Source organism: Streptomyces sp. NPDC058092, assembly GCF_042884935.1.
Lineage (GTDB): Bacteria > Actinomycetota > Actinomycetes > Streptomycetales > Streptomycetaceae > Streptomyces.
This window is the reverse complement of sequence record NZ_JBHVSY010000001.1, coordinates 219,842-239,119: the sequence shown is the minus strand read 5'-3', so window position 1 is coordinate 239,119 and position 19,278 is coordinate 219,842. Positions and strand designations below refer to the sequence as shown.

Below are 19,278 nucleotides of genomic sequence, written 5' to 3'. Positions count from 1 at the left end.
ACCCGCGTCGCACGGCGTTCGGCGTTCGGCGTTCGGCTACCCGATCCCGGCGATCGCGGGTGCGAGGTGCTCGGCCACCTGGTGGGTGAAGCTGACCGGGTGCCGGTCCGGCAGCACCTGGATCTCGCTGATGCCCAGGCTCGCGTACGCCTCCGCGTCGGCGAGGAACACGTCCGGCCGGTCCAGCACCGGGCCGTTGTACATCACGGTCTTCGTAATGGCGTCGTAGTCCCGGTCCTCCGCGGCGCAGTGGGCGCGCAGCACATCGAGTTTGTGGGCCACTTCCTCCTGGCCGGTGGCGAACAGATTGCAGGCGTCCGCGTACCGGGCGACCAGGAGCAGCGTCTTCCTCTCACCCCCGCCGCCGATCATGATCGAGGGGCGCTCGCCGATCGGCTCGGGCACGCACAGCGTTTCGGCGAGCTGGTAATGACGGCCGTGGAAGGGGCCGTTGTCGTCGCTCCACATCTGCAGGCAGATCAGGATCGTCTCCTCCAGCCGCTCGAAGCGCTCGGCGACCGGAACCACGGGCACTCCGAGCCCGTACTGCTCCCGCTCGTACCAGGAGGCGCCGATGCCCAGCCTGGCCCTGCCGCCCGACAGCACATCGAGGCTGGTGACGATCTTCGCCAGCAGCCCGGGGTGCCGGTACATCACTCCGGTGACCATCAGGCCGAGCGTCATGCGCTCGCTCACCGCCGCGACGTAGCCGAGCGTGGTGTACCCCTCCAGCATGGGCTCGTCGGCGACGGTCTGCCCGGTGTCCATCTGGAAGTAGTGGTCCATCGCGGTGAACGACGCGATCCCCGCCTGCTCGGCGATCCGCACCGACTCCGCGAGGGTCGGCGCGATGAGAGCGGGGTCGGCCGGTGTCGAGTAGTTCCAGTAGTGCAAGCCGAGCTTCACGTCCGACCTCCGCGGGTCATGGGGGAGCAGACCGGGACGGCGTCGCCGCCCCGGCCGAGGTGTTCAGCTGGACTCGTGCTTGGCGTACTCGCTCTGCACTGCGTCGACGTTCACGTACGCGCGGTCGGGCATGTTCTTCGCAACCGATTTGCCACGCTACGCGAGGTCGGAGCCATCGGCATTTCGGTACACCCGGCCGAGCCGGCCCCGTGCCCACGAGCTCGCCGGTGGGAGCCCTGGACGAGAAACCGGCACGGGCACGACATGGAGGCCGCCAGGGTGTCCGGCTCGCGCGATACGGCACCGTTCCTGCCGCCCGGCCGACGCATACGCCGGAGTACGAGCAGTACTCACTTCCCCACACACTGACTTTCAGCCGTGACCCTTCAGGGGCCTGGCTGCTTGCCTCGGACAGGGCCGAGCTGAACGACGGGCTCGCGCCGAGCACGCAAGTCGCCGCGTCCAGCCCGGCGTGAGCGTCTCGCTACTTGAGGGCGTAGGCCCGGGTGATGGTCTGGACGGTGCGGTTGCCCGCGGCGTCCCAGGCCTCGGTCCTGAGGGTCACGAACCCGTTGGTGTCCGCTGCCTCGGGATGCTGCACAAGGGCCCGGAAGGAGTTGCTGTCCTTGCGCAGCACCTTGGCGGACTTCCAGGTGGCCCCGTCGTCGTAGGAGACCGACACCTTGGCGCCGGCGATGCCGCCGGACCCGGTCCAGCCCTTGGGACGACCGGCGTCCACGGTGAAGGCGAACGCCCGGCCGGCCGCTGCCTGGTTCAGGATGTTCAACGGCACGTCGTAACCGAGCATGACCGCGGGCATGGACTCGCAGACGGTGGGCTCGGGCCGGTACTTCTCACAGTCCTTGACGGCCATGCCGGTCGCCGCGGCGGACGTGAAGTTCCACTCGGTGTGGACCTTTCCGCCCAAGGTGATACCCAGACTGTCCCTGGCCCGGGTCAGGTCCTGGACGAACTGGTAGTCGGCCTTCTGCGGGACCATCAGCTTGCTGGGGTCGGTGATCTGCTCGCCGTCGCGGAAGTACCTCCAGCGGCTGCTCTGCCCGCCCCCCATGACATGTGTCGGGTCGCTGTCCCCGCCGTATCCGACGGACATGCCGCGCATCCAGGTGTCGGTGCGGCAGAAGGTGCAGTACCCCGGATCGTACGGGGACACGCGCATCGGCGCGGCGAACCAGTGCTGCTGGTAGTTCTTGCCCGGCGTGCTGTATTTGAGACGAGGGACTTCCATCGACAGGTTGTCCCCGAAGTTGGAATACACAGTGGGCTGGTAGTCCAGATCGGGGCTCGCCAGTATGTAGTCATCCCTGCTGACACCCAGATTGATGTTCTGGATCTGGTGGACCGATATCGGCTGGCCCGGGCTCCAGGCACTGAGGACCTCGTGGCCCATGTGCCGGGTCTGGTCGGAGTGGAAAGTGTTGTGCACCTTGACGAAATCGCGGGTGGCCGCGGTCTTGGCCAGACTGGCGGGGATGCGGCCCTTGTCGGCGAACTGCGCCGAGTAGGTGTAGCCGGATTCCAGGGCGCCGTCCAGCCTGATGGTGACCTTGCCCTTGGCGAGCAGCGAGAGCAGTGTGCGTCCGCTGTCGTAGCTGGTGTCGGCGACCGGGATGGTCAGGTCACCCGCGACCCCGCTGCCACGCGGGCCCGGGGTGGACGGCGCCACGATCACGGCGACGGCCCCGGCGGCCGCGGCGCGGCGGACCTGGGCATTGACGGACCTGGTGTCGTACGCGGAGATGAGCACCGCCTTACCGGTGGCGCCGATGGTGGCGAAGTCCTGCTCGGTGCCGGTGCCGGCGTCGATCAGCGGGACGTTCTTGGTGCCCTCGAACCGCTGGGCGAGCTGCGGAGACTTGAGGGGAATACTGAGGCGCTCGGGGCTGGTCACCGACGCGCGGAGCAGCGGCTCGTGCCGGGTGACGAAGCTCTCCAGCCCCAGGGCGCCGGTGGTGGCCGCCTCACTGGGGATGGCGCCGGACTTCTGCTCGGTCGTATTGCGCAGGCCGGTGAGGGCGAACATGCCGAGATGGCCCCCGGTCCCGTCGTGGCGCTGCAGAGCTATGGAGTACGCGGCGTCCTCCAACGGCCGCTTCTCGCCGTTTGTCTCGGCGGTGAAGTCGGTGGCGGTGGTGCCGTCGACGGCGAAAGTCCGGTCCCGGTCGGCGAGATCGATCTCGGGCACGGCGAACAGGTCGCCCGAGTACAGGTCCATCGGACTGCCGCCGGGGTACGCGGTGTAGAGCGTGCCCTCGACCGAGTAGCGGCCGACCGGCAGCGAGAAGGTGGCGCTGTCCGTGGCCCACAGCCGCGCGGACTTGGAGGTGCTGTTGTCCATGCCGTGGACGGCCACGTTGACAACCTGAGGAACGTTGCCGAAGCGGTCGGTGAACTTGACTGTGACATCGCGGTGTTCGGCGTCCTTGATGAAACCGATCGGGGTGTGCACCGGCGCGCCGTCGTCGGCGGTCGCGGTGACGTAGCCGCTGTACTGGCCGGCCGTCACCACGTTCGGATCGAGAGTGACGGTGACCTCGGCGCTGCCGCCGGCCGGGACGGTCAGCTTCCCGTCCGTCAGGCCCGAGCTGGAGAGGACGATCGCGCCCTCGGCGACGTCCTTGCCGTCGCTCCGCTTGGCCGAGGCGACCGGCGTCACAGTGGCGTCCGACGCTCCGGCGTTACGGAAGGTGATCGTCCGGCTCTGCTTCTTGTAGGTGTCCTTCTGCCACTTGATCAGGCCGAAGTCGGCCTTGCCCGACAGCTCCAGCACGGAGTCCAGCGCGGCCGGGATGTCGACCCGGCCGTAGCCCTGCTGGTAGACGGTTTGGCTGTCCGACCGCTGGGAGTGCGCGGCCAGTGCCTGCTTGATGCGCTGTCCGGTCCAGTCGGGGTGGCGCTGGGCCAGGATCGCCGCTGCGCCCGCGACATGCGGGGTGGCCATCGAGGTGCCACTGAGCGCCGTGTAGTGGGCGTCGACCGGGGTGCCTATGGCGGTGCCGGCCGCCCGGGCGGCGACGATGTCGACACCTGGAGCGGTTATCTCCGGCTTAATGGCCATGTCACCGAGGCGCGGGCCGCGGCTGGAGAAGTCCGCCAGTACGTCGGACCCGTCCACCGCGCCGACGGTCAGCGCGGCGTCGGCAACGCCGGGGCTGCCCAGGGTCGACTCGCCCTTCCTGCCGTCGTTGCCTGCCGCGATGACGAACAGGGTGCCGGAGGAGGCGCTGAGCGAGTCCACGGCCTCGGTGAGCACGTCCCCGTCCGGATCGGGGTTCGACATCCCGAGACTCATGCTGACGATGTCGGCGTGTTGCGCCACCGCCCATTCCATACCGGCGAGGATCTCCGACTCGGCCCCGGAGCCTTCATTGCTGAGCACCTTGCCGACGAGGAGGTCGGCGCTGGGGGCGACGCCCTTGTACTTGCCGCCGGAGTTGGCGCCACTGCCTACGACGGTGGACGCGACATGCGTACCGTGACCGTGGCCGTCCTGGGCCGTCTCCCCTGCGATGAAGCTCTGGCTGGCAGCGATTCTGGGCGCGATGTCCGCGTTGTTCAGGTCGGCGCCGGTGTCCAGCACCGCGACCTTCACACCCTTGCCGTCGTAGCCTTCGGCCCAGGCCTCGGGGGCGCCGATCTGAGCAACGCTGTGGTCCAGCGTCACCTTCGCCTTGCCGTCGTACCAGAGCTTTGCCACACCGGCGCTGCCGGGCGAGACGGCGCCTGCCCCGCTCCTGGCCCTTCCGGGGCGCGGCTTGACGGCATTCCAGAAGGACGCCGCCTTCGCCTTGTCGACGTTCACCGCGGTCAGCCCGAGCCGGGGCATGACCCGCTTGCTCTCGCTGCCCGGAAGTTCCTCGGACTGCTGCTTCAAGGCGGCGGCGGAGGGTGTGCCCTGGAAGTCGACGATGGCCGGCACCTTGCCGGACTTCGTGTCGCCGTAGCCGTCCTTGACGGCCCGGGTGACGTTGAACAATTCGCGGTCGACGATGCCGGCGCTGACGCCCGGGAGAGCGTCGTCCGGGTAGACGTACAGGTCGCCGTCGGGTCCGCTCGTGATCTCGAACTGCTTCGACGAGCCGGCCTCGTCGACGATGTTCGCCGACTGCCTGCCGTCGGCGGCGGTCGTCACGGCGACCTTGTCCCCGGTGATCAGGGTCACCATGGACGGGGCCGGCCGTTGCGACACGGGCAGCGTTCCCGCGCCCGCCGGGCGCGGACCGGGCGGGGCAGGCGCCGCGCTTGCGGCACCGGGCAGACCGGTCAGGGACAGGGCGACGGCAAGAGCCGCCCCGGTGGCGGCGGTTCGCCGTATTCGTTCGGAGGAGATATGCATCGGTTGCCTCTCGGGGGCGCGGGCCGGGACGCACCCGAGTGACGCCATAACGGCAGCGTCAGGGTTAACGCAGGCTGACAGTTCGGGTGCGCTGTCGGTGGAAGTGAAGCGGACCGGCTCACTGCCAGGAACATCCGAGCCCGGCGGAAGGTCGTCAATGGCGAGTCTGCGCCACTTGTTCCGCCCCCCGTTCTGGCCGTCCGGACGGCCAGAACGGCCGCCAGGCTTGAGGTGTTGGACGTCGACCCGGAATCAGAGGCCTTGTACGCCGCGTTGCTCTCCGGGCGGCCGGTCGCCCCCGGCGATCTCGCGCGCCAACGGGCTCCCTCCGGCCCGGGTGTGCGTTGTGCGTGGCACTACGCCTACTCCGGTCGTCCGGGCTGGTCGGCAGTCGGCACGGATGCCCGGACGCGTACGCCGCGGTGCTGATCCTCTCCGGCGCCTCGGAACTGTCCGCCGGTGGCGGAGGTCAATTCGGGTACCGCGCCGCGAGGTGCGACGGAGACGGGGGCTGCGGCCCTCACGGAACGGAGGGGCGGGTCGAGGAGCCGCTTCCGCTGGTCACGGCCCGGACGTGCCGTTCGCCGTGCGCAGCGCCAACCCCTCGGAGAAGGCCGACCTGGTGGCGGAGTGGCGGATCCTGGAGCCTGTCACGGGTTCCTCCTTCTCCCGTGGGCAGTTGGAGCGGACCATCAGGACCCGGATGCGCCTGGTCCCCTCGAAGCGCGAGGTGCGGACCCTCGACGAGCAGTGGGAGGTGACGTGGGTCGGGGACCCGCCCAGGCGGTCCGCGTCGCGCGAGTACGGCCGTGGGCGGGCGACCACCGCGACCAAACAGTGGACGTACGAGCGGGGGCCCGACAGCCGTCGGCACAAGGTCGAAACGTTCCGCTTCGACTCGCGGGATATGAGGAATCCCCTCGCCGCACGACTTCCGCAGCATCTTCGTGACCGACGCCATCATGAACGGCCTGCCACCCCACATCGCCCAAGTGATCTGCGGCCATAAGAGCCTTGATACGACGATGGGCTACAAGGCGATCTATCCGGCCGAAGCCATCGAGGCTCACCGCGCCTTCATTGCCTGCCGCCGGGCCACCCGACCCGGTGAAGAGTACCGGACCCCCACCGAGGAGGAGTGGGACGCATTCCTCGCGCACTTCGAGAAGCGCAAGGTATCCATCGGCATCTGCGCTCGTGCCTTTTCAAGCCCTTGTGTTCATGAACACGCTTGTGTTCGTTGCTCGCTCCTCCGACCCGAACCGGCCCAACGCGCCCGGTTGGAGGAGATCCGGGACAACCTGCTCGCCCGTATCGCCGAAGCCGAACGCGAAGGATGGCTCGGCGAGATCGAAGGTCTGCGAATCAGCCTCGCCGGAGCGGAGGACAAGCTTGCACGGATCGATCAGCTGAGCTCGCGGGCGATCGACCCGGGCATGCCGGGTCGCGCCGCCGGTCCTGTCCTGTCCCAGCGCCATGCCCGCTCAGCGCCGCACATGACCGGCGGGCCGTCCAGGAGCCGCCATGACACTGACGCTGCCACGCGGTTCAAGCTATGAGCAGGCGGAGGCCGAGGTCTGCCGCGTCGAGGTCGGCGAGGTCGCTGTTGCGCTCGGCCCAACGGCCGGATGCGAGGTCGTCGCTGAGGCTTCGTACCGCCCGCTGCTCGGCCTCCGGCCCGACCCTCGTCCACACCGACATTGCACGGCGCACGTGATCCTCCAGATACGCCCCCGGTCGGCGCCAGTACGCCTCGAACAGGCCGTCAGCGCAGTCCCACGGGATGGGCACCGGCTCAGCGCGGGCGCCGATCGCGTCGGCCATCCCAGCAAGCGAGGGAAATTCTGCGAGGACGGCGGCGAACTCGGGCAGGTAGTCGCGGGTAAGCCAGAACCGGTCCTGCCATCCGGGCTCGTCGGTGTCGAACGTGAGCACCACCACGCGGCGGGCCACGCGCCGCATCTCGCGCAGCCCCGCTATCGGGTCCGCCCAGTGGTGAACGGTGGAGACGGCCATCGCGACGTCGAAGGAGTGGTCCTCGAACGGCAGGCTCTCCGCGGCGGCGGCCACGCACGGCGCCGAGCCGGCCGGCCGCTGCCCCCGCATGACCGCCGATGGCTCCACTGCAGTCACGTCGCGATCAGCAGGCTCGTAGGAGCCGGTGCCGGCCCCGACGTTCAGCACCGTCTGCGCGTCCCCGAGCGCGTCCCAGATCTGCGCGGCGATCCGCGGCTCGGTACGCCGTGTCGCGGTGTAGGCGCCGCCGATCGCGTCGTACAGCCGTGCACCGAGCATCTCCAGTTGCTCCTCCGGTGTCACCTTCAGTCCCTTCGCCCGTGCCTCGAGTTCCCTGTCGATGGCCGCCACCATGGCGTCAGCGCGATCACGCCGCTCCAGCAGCAGGCCGCGCAGTCGGCGCAGGTGCGCGACCGCGTCGGTGGACGGGTCGCCGACCAGTTCCGCAACCTCCCGCAGCCCGAAGCCCAACCGCCGATAGGCCAGCACCTCCCGCAGCCGCTCCACGTCGCCCGCCGAATAGGCCCGGTACCCGGCCAGGGTCCGCGCCGACGGCCGAACGAGCCCGATCTCGTCATAGTGATGCAGCGTGCGGACGCTCACGCCGGCCAGCTCGGCCACGCGTCCCACGGTCCAGTGATCTCCCACGGCACCGACTATGCAGCCTGACGCCACGTGAGGGTCAAGAGCCTCACTCACGGCAGCAAGAGCCGAACGCGAAGCAGCGGTCCGAGGCAATTCGGGCTGCAATTGGCCACGCCAGTTCCGAAATACGCGGGCAGCGGCCGCTGGAACGGTCTTGTATCTCTAGTTCAGAGAATGCACCGCCCACGCCCATCCGTCCGTTTCGCCGGAGGCGAGCGGTTCTCGCTGCCGGTCGCGAAGGCCTTGGGTGAGCGTGTCGAGGGGGACGCCGCGGGCGAGGACGACATTCACCTCGTGGCCGCGGAACGAGCCCTGTATCCAGCTGATCACGCGGGCACCCTAGGCGCGGGGACTGACAGCCGGACACCGCTCCCGTCGCGCTAACGCCGCTACGCCAAGAACGGTGACGACCTCCGTGCCGGGCCCGTACGCCGTCAAGACCTCGTGACGCCAGCGGCCGGTACGCGACGAGCGCCGCGCGTTTCGTCGCCCTCACCCCACGGAGGCGGAAAGCGGCTTCGAAATGCCTCCGGGGGTAGGGGCCCTTGTCCTGGAACGTGACATCCGGCCCCCGGAGTGTCACGTTTGTTCTTGACCCCCATGCTCCGGTGGCGTGCCATGAGGCCCGGCGAGAGGCCGCGCGCGGAGCGGCCCTTGGAGCGCAGGCAGGGCTGCGGGAGTTGCGGGAGCTGCCGGTACGGCTGCGCAGTACGGCCGAGGGCGGATTCATTCACCGTGAATCGACACCGGGGTCCGGGCTCCTCAACTACTTTGTTGCCGTGGACCAATTGATCACCGAGGATCCGACACGCATCGGCCCGTACCGCCTGATAGCCCGTCTGGGCGCGGGCGGTATGGGGTTGGTGTACCTGGGACGCTCGGAAGCCGGACGGACCGTGGCCGTGAAGGTGGTGCAGGCCGAGCACGCCCAGCACCCGGAATTCCGTAAGCGGTTCGCCCGCGAGGTGGCGGCTGCCCGGCGGGTGGGCGGGACCTGGACGGCAGCCGTGCTCGACGCCGACACCGAGGCCCCGGTGCCCTGGGTGGCGACCCAGTACATCCCCGGGCCCGATCTGACCACCGTGGTCGCCAAGGACTTCGGGCCATTGCCCGAGCACTCGGTCCGCACGCTCGCCAACCGCCTCGCAGTGGCTCTTCAGTCGGTCCACGCGGCGGGCCTGATCCACCGCGACCTGAAACCGTCCAACGTGCTGGTGACGGTGGACGGCCCGCGCGTGATCGACTTCGGTATCGCACGGGCGATGGACAGCCTCGCCGGGGACAGCCTGCACACCCGCACGGGGATGCTCATCGGCTCCCCCGGCTTCATGTCGCCCGAGCAGGTGCGCGGCCTCGAACTCACCGCGGCCAGCGATGTGTTCTGCCTGGGGGCCGTCCTGGTCTACGCCGCGACCGGCCGCCTCCTCTTCGGCGCCACGGAAACCGGCCTGAACGCGCATCTCTTCCGGATCGCGGAGGAGGAGGCGGACCTGACCGGCGTACCGGAGTCGCTCGTCGATCTCGTACGGGAATGCCTGCACAAGGACCCGGCACAGCGGCCCACGCCCGCCGACGTGGCCGCCCGCACGGCCACCGACCAGGACGGCGAATGGCTACCCGGCTCGATGCTCGCCCAACTCGGGCGCCACGCAGCCAAGTTGCTGGACTTCACCCCCGAGACACGGGTCGCGCAGTCGGACCCGCGTATTCCTGCCCAGGCCCAGCATCCCCCGCAGCCCCAGCCACTTCCCCCGCCTCCCGCCTACACCCCGACGACCCCCGACCACCGCCCGGCGCCGCCGGGATTCGCACCATCCGCGGGCCCGGTGCCCGGCGGCCTGCCCATGCCCCCCGCCCCGGCCGGTGCCCAGGTCCCGCACCCCAGGCGGTGGTGGGGACTGGGGGTGGCCGCGCTGGCGCAGCTGCTGGTGCTGATCGGCTCGACGACCACGAACATGGCGCTCCCGTCGATCTTCGCCGATCTGAACCTCTCCGCCGACGACCTGGACTCGATGCCCCTCGCCTCTGGGCTGGCATTCGGCATACTGCTGCTGCTCGGCGGACACATTGCCGATCTCCTCGGCCACAAACGGATGTTGATCACCGGTTTGGCCGGCTACGCGGTGGCATGCGCGATCGGCGGCTCGGCCCCTTCTCTCGGCGCGCTCCTCGGGGCCGCCGTCCTGCGGGGCGCGTCCGCCGCGCTGCTCTCCTCGGTCGTGCTGGCGCTGGTGTCGGCCGGCTTCACCGATCCGAAGGAGCGGGGCAGGGCTTTCGGGATCTACGCGGCGATCGCCGGCGGCGGGACGGCGATCGGCCTGTACGCGAACGTATGGCTGATCGACAGTCTGAGCTGGCGCTGGTGTCTGTACGCCGGCATCCCGCTCGCCGTGAGCCTGATCGGTGCGGCCGCCCTGGTACACGACACCCCGGTCCGCACCCCTGCCCGCCTCGACGTACCAGGCCTGCTGCTCGGCTCCGTCGGGCTCGCCGCCCTCGTCTACGGCTTCAGCCAGGCCGAGTCGCACGGCTGGGCCGATCTCCTGGTCGTGATCCTCCTCGTGGGCGGACTCGCCCTGCTCCTGCTCTTCGCCTGGTGGCAGACCAGCACGACCAACCCTCTTCTGCCGCCGTACGTCTTCCAGGACCGCAACCGTTTCGGCTCCTGCCTCGCCCTGACCTTCATCGGCATGGGCGTGTTCGTCCAGCAGCTGGTCCTGACCAGGTACCTGCAGTTTGCCCTCGGCTATAGCCCGTCCCAGATCGGCGTGGCCCTGCTGCCCATGGCCGGTGCGGTCGTCATCGCCTCGACTCAGGTCTCCGCCCGCCTGTACCGCCGGCTGGCGCCCCGCAACATCATCGTGCCGGGCCTGGTACTGGCGGCGATCGGCCTGGCGCTCCTGACCGGCCTCGACACCGACAGTGCGTACGCCACCCAGGTGCTGCCCGGCACTCTCCTCATCGGCTTCGGTCTCGGCCTGGCCTTCGTGCCGCTCTTCGCCACCGCGACCGGCGGGATCTCCCCGCAGGACTCCGGCGGGACTGCGGCGATGGTCAGCATGGCCCAGCAGTCGGGCGGCTGGGCCGCCTCGCCCCTGTTCGGCGGCATCCTCGCCTCGGCGGTCGCCGGCCGGCTGGATCACACGTCAGGCGCTCCCGAGGGCTTGACCAAAGCAGCCGAGCAAGGCGTCCTGCTCGGCGGGCAGAAGCTTCCGGCAGCACTGGCCGGCGTCGTGAGGGAGATGGACAGGGCGGTCCTGGGCGGCTACTCCGTCATCCTCTGGTGGGCGGTCGGCCTCACACTGCTCGCCGGCCTGCTCACCGGCCTCCTGGTCACGGCCCGGGCTCCACGTGGTGGCCCCGACTCCCGGTGATCCCGTGCCCCGGCCGATCCGCCCGACAGGGGACGGGCCCTCAGGACGCGCTGCGTGCGCTGTTCTCGGTGGACCGGGTCGACGGCCGAAGCAAAGCCGTAGAGCGCATACGAGAAGGGCCCCACCCCCTCGCCTTTCGGGGGTGGGGCCCTTCTCGTGTTGAGCGTGCGAATCGCCGCTGGTCGGTTCAGCCGGTGGCGTCCTGACGCCTGCGGCGCATCCACCACACCAGGGCCGCGCCGGCGGCGAAGACCGCCGCGGCGATACCGGAGATCAGCCCGATCGGGGTGTCGGAGCCGGTGTCGGCGAGGCCGCCGTCCGGGTCCGGCTTGTTCGCCGGCGGCTGGGTGTTCCCGCCGGTCCGGGTCGGGTCCGGGGCCGGGGTCGACGGGTCGTCACCCGGCTTGGTCGGGTCGGGACCAGGCTTCGTGGGGGTGGGGGTGGGGTTGGGGTCCTCGCCTTCGCCGGCCGCCACGTTGCGGCCGCCGCCGAGGTAAAGGGTGTCGGTGTCCCGGTAGGAGACGTCATCGGACTGGAGGGACGTCTTGGTGGTGCTGTCCAGGGTGCGGTGTTCGACGTTGAACCGGGTGCGGGAGATGTTCTGCTTGGGCTGCTTGGAGAAGTCCACGCCGCCGACGCCCTGGTTGTAGACCTTGCCGCCGTACTCCAGCTCGAACCACTCGATGCCCTCCTTGATGGAGTCCATGTAGCGCTTGTGGACGCCTTCGCGGGTCCAGTTCTCGTTGGGGGCGCGCAGCGGCCACGCGGAGCCGTCGTTCGAGTTGATGATCTTGTGGAAGTCGGTCGGGGTCTTCGCGTCCTGCTGGCGGATGTACTCGGCGGCGACGCGGGCGGTGTAGACGGCGCGCAGGTCGGCGTAGTCGGGGTCGGTGTTGACCCGTTCCTCTACCACCGGCATCACGTTCGTGCGGGCGTTCGCCTCAATGGCGCGCTTCTGCGCGTCGGTCAGGCCCTTGCACTCGGTGGAGCCGGGTGCCTGCCACTCAACGTCCAGCCACTGGGTGGACACCTTCAGGGGTGCGTCGAGGATGTAGATTCCGCCGTCCTGCTCGCGGACCTGGGCGGGCTTGGGCTCGATCCACATGCGCACGCCGGGGAAGCAGGGCATGCCGTTCTGGCGGGGTGCGGTGTCCCAGTACCGCTTGGCGCCGGCGTGCTTGTCGGGGTTGAGGGCCTCGGAGAAGTCGTGCTTCATCTCCAGGTCGGCTTCGAGCAGGACCCGGCCCGCGTCGGTCTTGCCGAACTTGGCGTCCATGACCCGGTCGGGCTCGTCCGGGTTGAGGTTGACCCAGAACTTCTCCGGGGTGAGTGCGAGCCAGGTGAACAGGGCGTCGGAGGAGAGCTGCATGCGCGCCTCGCCGCCGAAGCCGGGGTTCTCGTCGGGGTTGGGCATCTGGTCGGCACGCATGGAGTACTGCATGCCCTTGCCCTTGCCCAGGCCGCCGACGTAGCGCAGTTCCAGGGTGGTGAAGTCGACGCCGCCCGGGCCACCGCGCGGGAGGGTGCCCCGGGTGTCGATCCGGCGGGCGTCGGCCTGGATCTTCTTGGCCTCTTTCAGGGTCTTCCCGGAGCCGTTGATGCGGTCGTTCAGCGGGCCGCGGGTGCCGCAGGTGGAGGCGGCGGCGAGCTGCATCCTGCCCTGACCGCCCTGGCAGCCCGGGGCGAACCACCGCTGGTAGTCGGAGTAGCCCTTGATGGGCTTGGTCCGCGGGACGGGGTTGTAGATCCGCTGGTTACCGCGGACCTGGTTCGTCTGGCCGGGCCGCAGCCGGTTGACGTACCGGTTCAGGTTGTCGATCTTCTTGCGCTGGCCCTCGGTGAACGTCTTCGCGCCGGTGAACCGGAACTTGTGGTCCGACATGAACCGGGCGATCTTCCGGTCCTTCGCGAGCTGCTTGTTCGTCAGCTCCGAGTTCGACTTGAACTCGTTGAACTCCTTGGTCCGCTGGTTGTAGGCGTCGTACCGGCGCGTGTCGACGACGTTGCCCTGTGCGTCGATGAGTTCGACGGTGACCTCACACAGCCAGTCCGGCCCGACCAGGCGGAAGTCACGGACGAGCTGGCGTTCGAACGCCGATCCCTTGTGGTTGTTGGTCTGGTTGCGGATGAACCGGTGCTCGAACCAGTGGTCGAAGCTCAGGCCCTCCTTGTTGTGGAAGTACCGGGCGTAGATCTCGAACTTACGGTCCTCCGGGTCACCGGACTTGTCCGCGATCTTCTGCCACGCCTTGTAGTTCTTCTCCGTGTCGTTCGGGACCTTCGACAGGGCCTCGGTCCTGTCGGTGGCCGTCGGCGGCTTCACCCCGTCGTACGCCTTGCCGGGCAGGTCGTAGTTGAAGTTCTTCGGGTTGCCCTGCCAGGCGGAGAAGTTCGAGCCGGTGGGGTCGTTGGGGAACCCCGAGTTCGTCGGCGTGCTCTGGTACTTGCTTCCCAGGTTCTTCACGTCGCAGCGCTTCGCGCCGGGCTTGATCCTGGCCGCGACGGCGCGCGGCGCGGCGGTGGCGGTGTCGGTCTCGATGCCGGGCAGGCCGGTCACGGTGATCGCGGAGGCGATCCCGAACACGGCCAGAACGCGGCCTGCCAGACGCCACCGCTTGGGTATGCGCAGTGCTCTATTCAAGTGTGATCTTCCCTCACGTGTGGGGCCTTGAGGGGATAGGGGCGGCGCGTGAGGCCCCCGTGACGTGTACGCGCCGCCCGTTCACCCTAGAACGATCCGCCGGCATGTAAGAAGCTGCTAAGGGCGTGTCGACACGTCAACCCGGTTGCATGCGAAGGAAGTTGAAGAGTGCTCAGCCGGTGAAGTACAGGCTTTCCATGTGGCTGGTCGCGTGCTCACTGTGCCGCACCCGCAGTGAGGAGGCGTCCAGATCGGCCCTTCCCCACGGGTCCGCGTCCCCGAGGCATGCCGTGGCGAGGGCGCCCCAGTCGTTCTGGTTCGGGTCGTCGTCCAGGTCGAAGTACACGTCGAGGTCTTCGAGGACTTCCGCGGTGATCCCGAGGGCGGACATCACCGCCTGCGGGTCGCCGGTCACGACGAACGGTTCGTCACCGGGCCAGCCGCAGGTATGGAACATGGTGCCGTCCGGCAGCCACACGAGGTCTTCGGTGTGCTCGGCGCCGCAGTGCACCTCCACCCGGCCTACGATCCGCGCGTCGGGGAAGCGCTCACGCAGCCGGGTGGCCTCCGCGAGCAGCGGCATGTCGTTGCCGTCGTCCGCGAACGCCGGATCGGAGATCGACATGACGTTCCCCCACGCCCCCACCTGGACGACGTCCAGATCAGCCCTCGTGGCGACCGTAACCGTGTCGCTCTGCTTACGGGGGCCGAGGTCTTCGATCACGTCGTCGATCGTCTCCAGGGAGCGGGCGAACTCCGCTGCCCGGTCCCGGGCATTGGGCGGAAGCTCGCCGGCGTCCACTGTGAACGGCGGGTGGAGGACGGTCAGTTCGTAGCGGCCGCCGCTGCCCTGGGTTATGCGGTCGGGAGGCGAGGTCCAGAAGTCGGTGTCAGACATGCCCGTCACCGTAACGGGTTCCTGATCTCCTCGGAGTGGTTGCAGTCGCAGCATGCCGGGCACCTGTCGACGACCCGGACGACCCTGACCCCGTACGGCAGACACCGATCCCAGCCGCGCGTCGGGACCATTGCCGCGCGTCTCAACGGGGCAGCTGCACCCACGACTTGATGCCCCGCTGCGGCGGGTTGGCCTCGCAGGCACCCCACTCCCCGCCCCAGTCGTCCACAACAGCGGCCAGCAGCCAGAGCGCCCGCCGACGCCGCGTCTCGCAGAGCGTGGCCATGTCCGGTTCGGGGTGCTGCGGGTGCTGGTCCCAGACGAGGAGGCGGAGCGCGTCGTCCCGGTGGCGCAGGGAGACGTAGAGCTCCTTTCCCGGGCTCATCCTGGCCGTGACGGCGATGAGTTCGGCCGCAGCGTGCGTGGCCGACCAGACGTACGGGGCGAGCCCGTACGCCTTCAGCGCGGCGGCAATTGCCGTACGCCCGATGAACGCGCTACGGACATCGCCCGGCAGCGTGAAACTCAGCGCGAGGCCGCGCGCGGAGCGGCCCTTGGAGCGCAGGTAGGGCTGCGGGAGCTGTGGGAGTTGCTGGTGCGGGCTGCGAGGTGCGGCCGAGCGCGGATCCGGATGCGGGTGGGGATGGGGCTGGGGATGAGGATGCGGATACAGGCCCGCCGTACGTGCCTCGGCAAGAACCGGGCAGATTGCGGTGAATGGAGACGAGTGCATGGCTGACTCCCCTGATACGGGTGGCGAGTTGGCGGTATCTCTCTTTCGCGCGGGCGCGCACAGGTGGCTCACACTGTTGCGCTGCGGACGAGCAGTGGCTTGTCTCCCTGACGCGGGACTGCCCCTCCCAGGGAAGGAGGTTGCGGGCAGGACCGCGTGATGCACTTCAGCTCGTCACTGCGTGAGCGGTGCATCACTTAATGTAGCCCCATGGGGGCAAAATAACCCTCAGATCCTGGTGATTGAACCCTTTCGTGGCCGAGTAGCACGCGCACGCGGCAGACTGCCGGTGACCGCATGCAGAAAGGACCGGCATGGCAGCAAGGACGTCTCCTACCGAACGTCAGAGGCGACTCGGTGCCGAGCTGCGGAGGATGCGCACGTCGGCCGACCTCTCCGCCGAGTTCGCGGCCGGTTTGCTCGGTGTGGACCGTGGCAAGATCTCGAACATCGAGGCGGGCGCACGCCCCATCAGCCCGGATCGCCTACGCACGCTGGCCTGCAACTGTGAGTGCACGGACGAGAAGTACGTCGACGCACTCGTCGAGATGGCCCAACCACGCGGGCGCGGCTGGTGGGAGAGGTACCGAGGCACACTGCCTCAAGGTCTGCTCGACATCGCCGAACTTGAAGCGCACGCGCTGCGTATGCGAGCCGCGTACTCGATGCACATCCCGGGGCTGCTCCAGACCTCCGACCACGCCCTGGCCCTCTTCCGGGTGGTCATCCCCCAACTGCCGGAACGGGAAGTCGCGTTGCGGCTTGCACATCGCGTGGAGCGCCAAGAGGTTCTGGACGGGGACGGGCCCACGCCGTACACAGGGATCGTCCACGAAGCAGCGCTCCGCATGCAGTTCGGCGGTCGCGACGTGGCCCGTGCCCAGCTCAATCATTTGCTGAAGAAGTCCGAGCAAGCGAATGTGACGCTGCTGGTCATCCCGTTCGAGGCGGGAGCCTTCCCGGGCGCCGGACAGACCGTCCTGTACGCGGAAGGACCGGTGCCTCAGCTCGACACCGTGCAGATCGACAACTCGCATGGCCCCGTCTTCGTTCACTCGGACGCACAACTCGCAAAGTACCGGGCCCACTTGGACTGGATGGAAGGGATCGCGCTGTCGCCGGACAAGTCGCGGGACTTCATCCACACGATCGCACGCCAACTCTGAGGAGATGACCGATGTCGGACGTCAACTGGGAAGACTCGTTCTGCGGCGAAGGAAACTCCTGCTACCGGATCGGCACCGATGAAGCGGGAAACAGCTATATCGCGGTCACCGGCGCCGAGGCGCACTACCTCACCGACAGCCGAGAGGCGCTTCAGCAGATGATCCGCGACATCAAGGCCGGCAAAGCCGACCACCTGCTGTAACAACAAGGGCCCGGCATCGCGACACGCTCGCGGTGCCGGGCCTGTATGATCTCGCGCTCGGCTTCATACGGCGACGCTGCGACCTGCGACTTCTTCCGCTGTCTCACGCCACTTCAACTGTGGGCCGTCTCAGCGTCGCTGCACTTCCTCAGCGACCTCGTGAGCCGACGTCGGGGACCACCGAGCCGAGATCCGTGGAAACGCGGGTCTTGGTTGGGTTTCCCACGGTCGGCCATGCGCGGTCGTCCACCGTCAGGAATGGCTCGCCCAGCACGGTCGCCGGGGTTGTACCGGTGAACGCCATGACGTCCCGATGCAGATGGGACTGGTCGTAGTAGCCGCCGTCCGCCGCGACTTGGGCTGCGCCTTCACCCGCGACCAGTCGGTGCACGGCGTGGTCGAAGCGGACCAGCTTCGCGGCACTTTTCGGTGGAATGCCGATGTGCGAGTGGAACCGGGACCACAGACGCTTGCGGCTCCATCCGAGTTCGGCCGCCAGGTGGTCGACCCGGACGAGGCCCCTGCCGACGACGATCCGGTTCCAGGCCCAGGCCACCGCCGGGTCCACCGGCGACCGCGCCTCAAGTCGGCGGGCGAGCAACGCGTCCGTAAACGCGAAGCGGTCCTCCCACGAGGGGATTTCGCCCAGTTGCTCGCGAATCCGTGACGCCTCCCTGCCCCACACCTCGTCGAGGGACACCAGGGAACCGGCCAGATCGGCCGGACAGGCGCCCAGAACCGTACCTGCGACCACTGGGGACAGGCGCACCTGCACGCACTCGACATGTTCGCCCCACGCCCGAACCCCGCCTCCGGAGCCGAACCCGGGCCCGGCGACGAGACTTCCCCGATGTCGCCGCCCAGCGCCATCCTCCATGGTGGACGCGCTCGCCCCGAACTCCAGGATCAGCATCACGGCCGGGTGCGGAACCACCCGCAGGCCACCGACGGGCGGGCCGGGGACACGGAACCCTGCCATATCGACACCAGCCACCCGGCTGGGCCGCTGCGGACGTGCGACGTCCCACACAGCGGAATCGTCACGTTCACTCATGGTGGACCCCATCACCAAATGCTACGCGGGCCAAGGAGGGAACGTTTGTCCAAGCCGCCGGTGTGCACCGGCGGCGACAGTGGGCTCATGACTCCTCCCGACAGGCACCCTCATATGAACGGCGACGCCGGCGCCCCCGAGGATCCGATCCTCTGCCTGGAGCACGGCGACATCTACGTTTGCCAGGATGGCCCGCGCGACGCCCCCGTGCTCCTGCTCATCCACGGATCCGCCGCCTCGAGCCGTTCGTGGGACGCCCTGGTTCCGCTGCTGACCACGCTCCATCGCGTCATCCGAGTCGACCTGCCGGGGCACGGCCGCTCGGCCGAACCGGTCGACGGCGATTACGCGACCCCGGAGCAGGGACGCAGGATCGGCATGGCACTGGATCGGCTCGGCGTCGAGCACGCCATAGTCGTCGGCCACTCCAGCGGTGGCTATGCCGCCACCGCTCTCGCCGAGCAACGACCCGACCTGGTGACCGCGCTCGCGCTCATCAACACCGGCCCCAGCATGGATGCCTTCATCGCACCGGGGCCCACCGCGTTCCACCCCGCACAGTGGCCACCGACCGACGAGCAGATCCGCCAGTTCGCGAGCACGGCATTCCGCGCGGGATACCAGGTCCCACAAGAACTCGTCGACGAACTGCGCGGCATGACCTATCACGCGGTCACCGCAGCAATGCAGGCGTCCACCGCCTATCTGAACCAGCATGCGCTCCCGGATCGGCTGATGGCCCTCGGTAAGCCGCTGCAGGTGATCTTCGGCGACCAAGACCGCAGATGGCGACCCTCGTCCGCGGCCGACTACCGCGTCGTTCCGGGCGCGAAAGTCGAGTTGCTGCCCGGTGCCGGACACACACCCATTCTGGAGGATCCGCCGCGGACCGCCGCACTTCTCCTGTCCTTCGCCGAGATCCACACCGTTCGAGCGCCCAAGGCCACTTGACGATTTCGCCAAGGCGTGGGACGCCAACACCGACCCGTTCACCACCGTCGTCGAGGTCACGATGAGCAAGCTGTGTGCCAGGCTCGGCAACCCGCCGGTGATCGTCACCGTCCCGGGCAGCGGGTGCCGCCTGTGAAGCACGGCCGGCATCTCACGCCACTGCGCGCCTGTCCTGAACCGCCGGATCACCCCCTCAAACTGATCCCGCAGCCGCTCGGGGTACGGGCCGTACTCAGCTATCGGCAGGAACGGTTCGATCAACTTCCACTGTTCATCGGTGAGTTGCCTGCGCGTCGCGATCGTCTTCCCACCGGATCCGCCTTCCAGGCGGATC

Annotated in this window: 13 protein-coding genes and 2 pseudogenes; 6 read left to right on the top strand and 9 right to left on the bottom strand. The window is 68.8% G+C overall.

The genetic code is table 11. The features are described 5' to 3' along the window. Positions 1-36: 36 nt before the first annotated feature. Positions 37-906: an LLM class F420-dependent oxidoreductase gene (locus ACFVV1_RS01185; protein ID WP_389982604.1), complete on the bottom strand. Its 870-nt coding sequence runs from the start codon at positions 904-906 to the stop codon at positions 37-39. Positions 907-1,390: 484 nt separating this feature from the next. Beyond that, positions 1,391-5,263: a S8 family serine peptidase gene (locus tag ACFVV1_RS01180; RefSeq protein WP_389982601.1), complete on the bottom strand. Its 3,873-nt coding sequence runs from the start codon at positions 5,261-5,263 to the stop codon at positions 1,391-1,393. Between the two features lie 947 nt (positions 5,264-6,210). On the opposite strand from ACFVV1_RS01180, the gene ACFVV1_RS01175 reads away from it, so the two are divergent. Next, positions 6,211-6,822 (top strand): integrase, encoded by a 612-nt coding sequence (locus ACFVV1_RS01175; protein ID WP_389982598.1) that lies wholly within the window; start codon positions 6,211-6,213, stop codon positions 6,820-6,822. Here ACFVV1_RS01175 and ACFVV1_RS01170 read toward each other — a convergent pair. Further along, positions 6,812-7,909 (bottom strand): MerR family DNA-binding transcriptional regulator, encoded by a 1,098-nt coding sequence (locus ACFVV1_RS01170; protein WP_389983876.1) that lies wholly within the window; start codon positions 7,907-7,909, stop codon positions 6,812-6,814. The two genes, ACFVV1_RS01175 and ACFVV1_RS01170, sit on opposite strands and share 11 nt — an antisense overlap. Before the next feature lie 177 nt (positions 7,910-8,086). Next, positions 8,087-8,254, bottom strand: coding sequence for a hypothetical protein (locus ACFVV1_RS01165; RefSeq protein ID WP_389982595.1), 168 nt, complete (start codon positions 8,252-8,254; stop codon positions 8,087-8,089). Positions 8,255-8,703: 449 nt separating this feature from the next. Here ACFVV1_RS01165 and ACFVV1_RS01160 point away from each other — a divergent pair, with 449 nt between their 5' ends. Then, on the top strand, positions 8,704-11,298 hold the full coding sequence (locus tag ACFVV1_RS01160) for an MDR family MFS transporter (RefSeq protein ID WP_389983873.1): 2,595 nt from the start codon (positions 8,704-8,706) through the stop codon (positions 11,296-11,298). Between the two features lie 187 nt (positions 11,299-11,485). On the opposite strand, the gene ACFVV1_RS01155 is transcribed toward ACFVV1_RS01160, so the two are convergent. The 3 genes from ACFVV1_RS01155 to ACFVV1_RS01145 form a co-directional block, all read right to left on the bottom strand. Next, positions 11,486-13,939: a hypothetical protein gene (locus tag ACFVV1_RS01155; RefSeq protein ID WP_389982592.1), complete on the bottom strand. Its 2,454-nt coding sequence runs from the start codon at positions 13,937-13,939 to the stop codon at positions 11,486-11,488. Between the two features lie 172 nt (positions 13,940-14,111). Then, positions 14,112-14,837 carry a DUF6333 family protein gene (locus ACFVV1_RS01150; protein WP_389982589.1) on the bottom strand — a complete coding sequence of 242 codons (726 nt, stop codon included), beginning with the start codon at positions 14,835-14,837 and terminating at the stop codon, positions 14,112-14,114. Between the two features lie 142 nt (positions 14,838-14,979). After that, complete coding sequence (locus tag ACFVV1_RS01145; protein ID WP_389982587.1) at positions 14,980-15,570, bottom strand: hypothetical protein; 591 nt, start codon at positions 15,568-15,570, stop codon at positions 14,980-14,982. A 314-nt stretch (positions 15,571-15,884) separates the two neighbouring features. On the opposite strand from ACFVV1_RS01145, the gene ACFVV1_RS01140 reads away from it, so the two are divergent. After that, the gene (locus tag ACFVV1_RS01140) at positions 15,885-16,736 is read left to right on the top strand and encodes a helix-turn-helix domain-containing protein (protein WP_389982584.1); all 852 of its coding nucleotides are present in this window, start codon (positions 15,885-15,887) and stop codon (positions 16,734-16,736) included. Positions 16,737-16,747: 11 nt separating this feature from the next. After that, positions 16,748-16,939: a hypothetical protein gene (locus ACFVV1_RS01135; RefSeq protein WP_389982582.1), complete on the top strand. Its 192-nt coding sequence runs from the start codon at positions 16,748-16,750 to the stop codon at positions 16,937-16,939. 148 nt (positions 16,940-17,087) lie between these two features. On the opposite strand, the gene ACFVV1_RS01130 is transcribed toward ACFVV1_RS01135, so the two are convergent. Next, positions 17,088-17,918, bottom strand: a complete 831-nt coding sequence (locus ACFVV1_RS01130; RefSeq protein WP_389982579.1) for a helix-turn-helix domain-containing protein — start codon at positions 17,916-17,918, stop codon at positions 17,088-17,090. A gap of 162 nt (positions 17,919-18,080) precedes the next feature. Between ACFVV1_RS01130 and ACFVV1_RS01125 the strand changes: the two genes are divergently transcribed. Both ACFVV1_RS01125 and ACFVV1_RS01120 read left to right on the top strand, forming a co-directional pair. Beyond that, the gene (locus tag ACFVV1_RS01125) at positions 18,081-18,944 is read left to right on the top strand and encodes an alpha/beta fold hydrolase (RefSeq protein ID WP_389982576.1); all 864 of its coding nucleotides are present in this window, start codon (positions 18,081-18,083) and stop codon (positions 18,942-18,944) included. A gap of 10 nt (positions 18,945-18,954) precedes the next feature. Then, a pseudogene (locus tag ACFVV1_RS01120) lies at positions 18,955-19,080 on the top strand (helix-turn-helix domain-containing protein); the annotation flags it as partial. Between the two features lie 5 nt (positions 19,081-19,085). On the opposite strand, the pseudogene ACFVV1_RS01115 reads toward ACFVV1_RS01120, so the two are convergent. Continuing rightward, positions 19,086-19,244, bottom strand: a pseudogene (locus tag ACFVV1_RS01115) (transposase); the annotation flags it as partial. Between the last annotated feature and the right edge of the window lie 34 nt (positions 19,245-19,278).

Bases quoted from the DNA above. Each gene is read 5' to 3' on its own strand.
- ACFVV1_RS01130 (WP_389982579.1), bottom strand. From the start codon at position 17,918: ATGGCAGGGTTCCGTGTCCCCGGCCCGCCCGTCGGTGGCCTGCGGGTG.
- ACFVV1_RS01145 (WP_389982587.1), bottom strand. From the start codon at position 15,570: ATGCACTCGTCTCCATTCACCGCAATCTGCCCGGTTCTTGCCGAGGCA.
- ACFVV1_RS01180 (WP_389982601.1), bottom strand. From the start codon at position 5,263: ATGCATATCTCCTCCGAACGAATACGGCGAACCGCCGCCACCGGGGCG.
- ACFVV1_RS01135 (WP_389982582.1), top strand. From the start codon at position 16,748: ATGTCGGACGTCAACTGGGAAGACTCGTTCTGCGGCGAAGGAAACTCC.
- ACFVV1_RS01125 (WP_389982576.1), top strand. From the start codon at position 18,081: ATGACTCCTCCCGACAGGCACCCTCATATGAACGGCGACGCCGGCGCC.
- ACFVV1_RS01140 (WP_389982584.1), top strand. From the start codon at position 15,885: ATGGCAGCAAGGACGTCTCCTACCGAACGTCAGAGGCGACTCGGTGCC.
- ACFVV1_RS01150 (WP_389982589.1), bottom strand. From the start codon at position 14,837: ATGTCTGACACCGACTTCTGGACCTCGCCTCCCGACCGCATAACCCAG.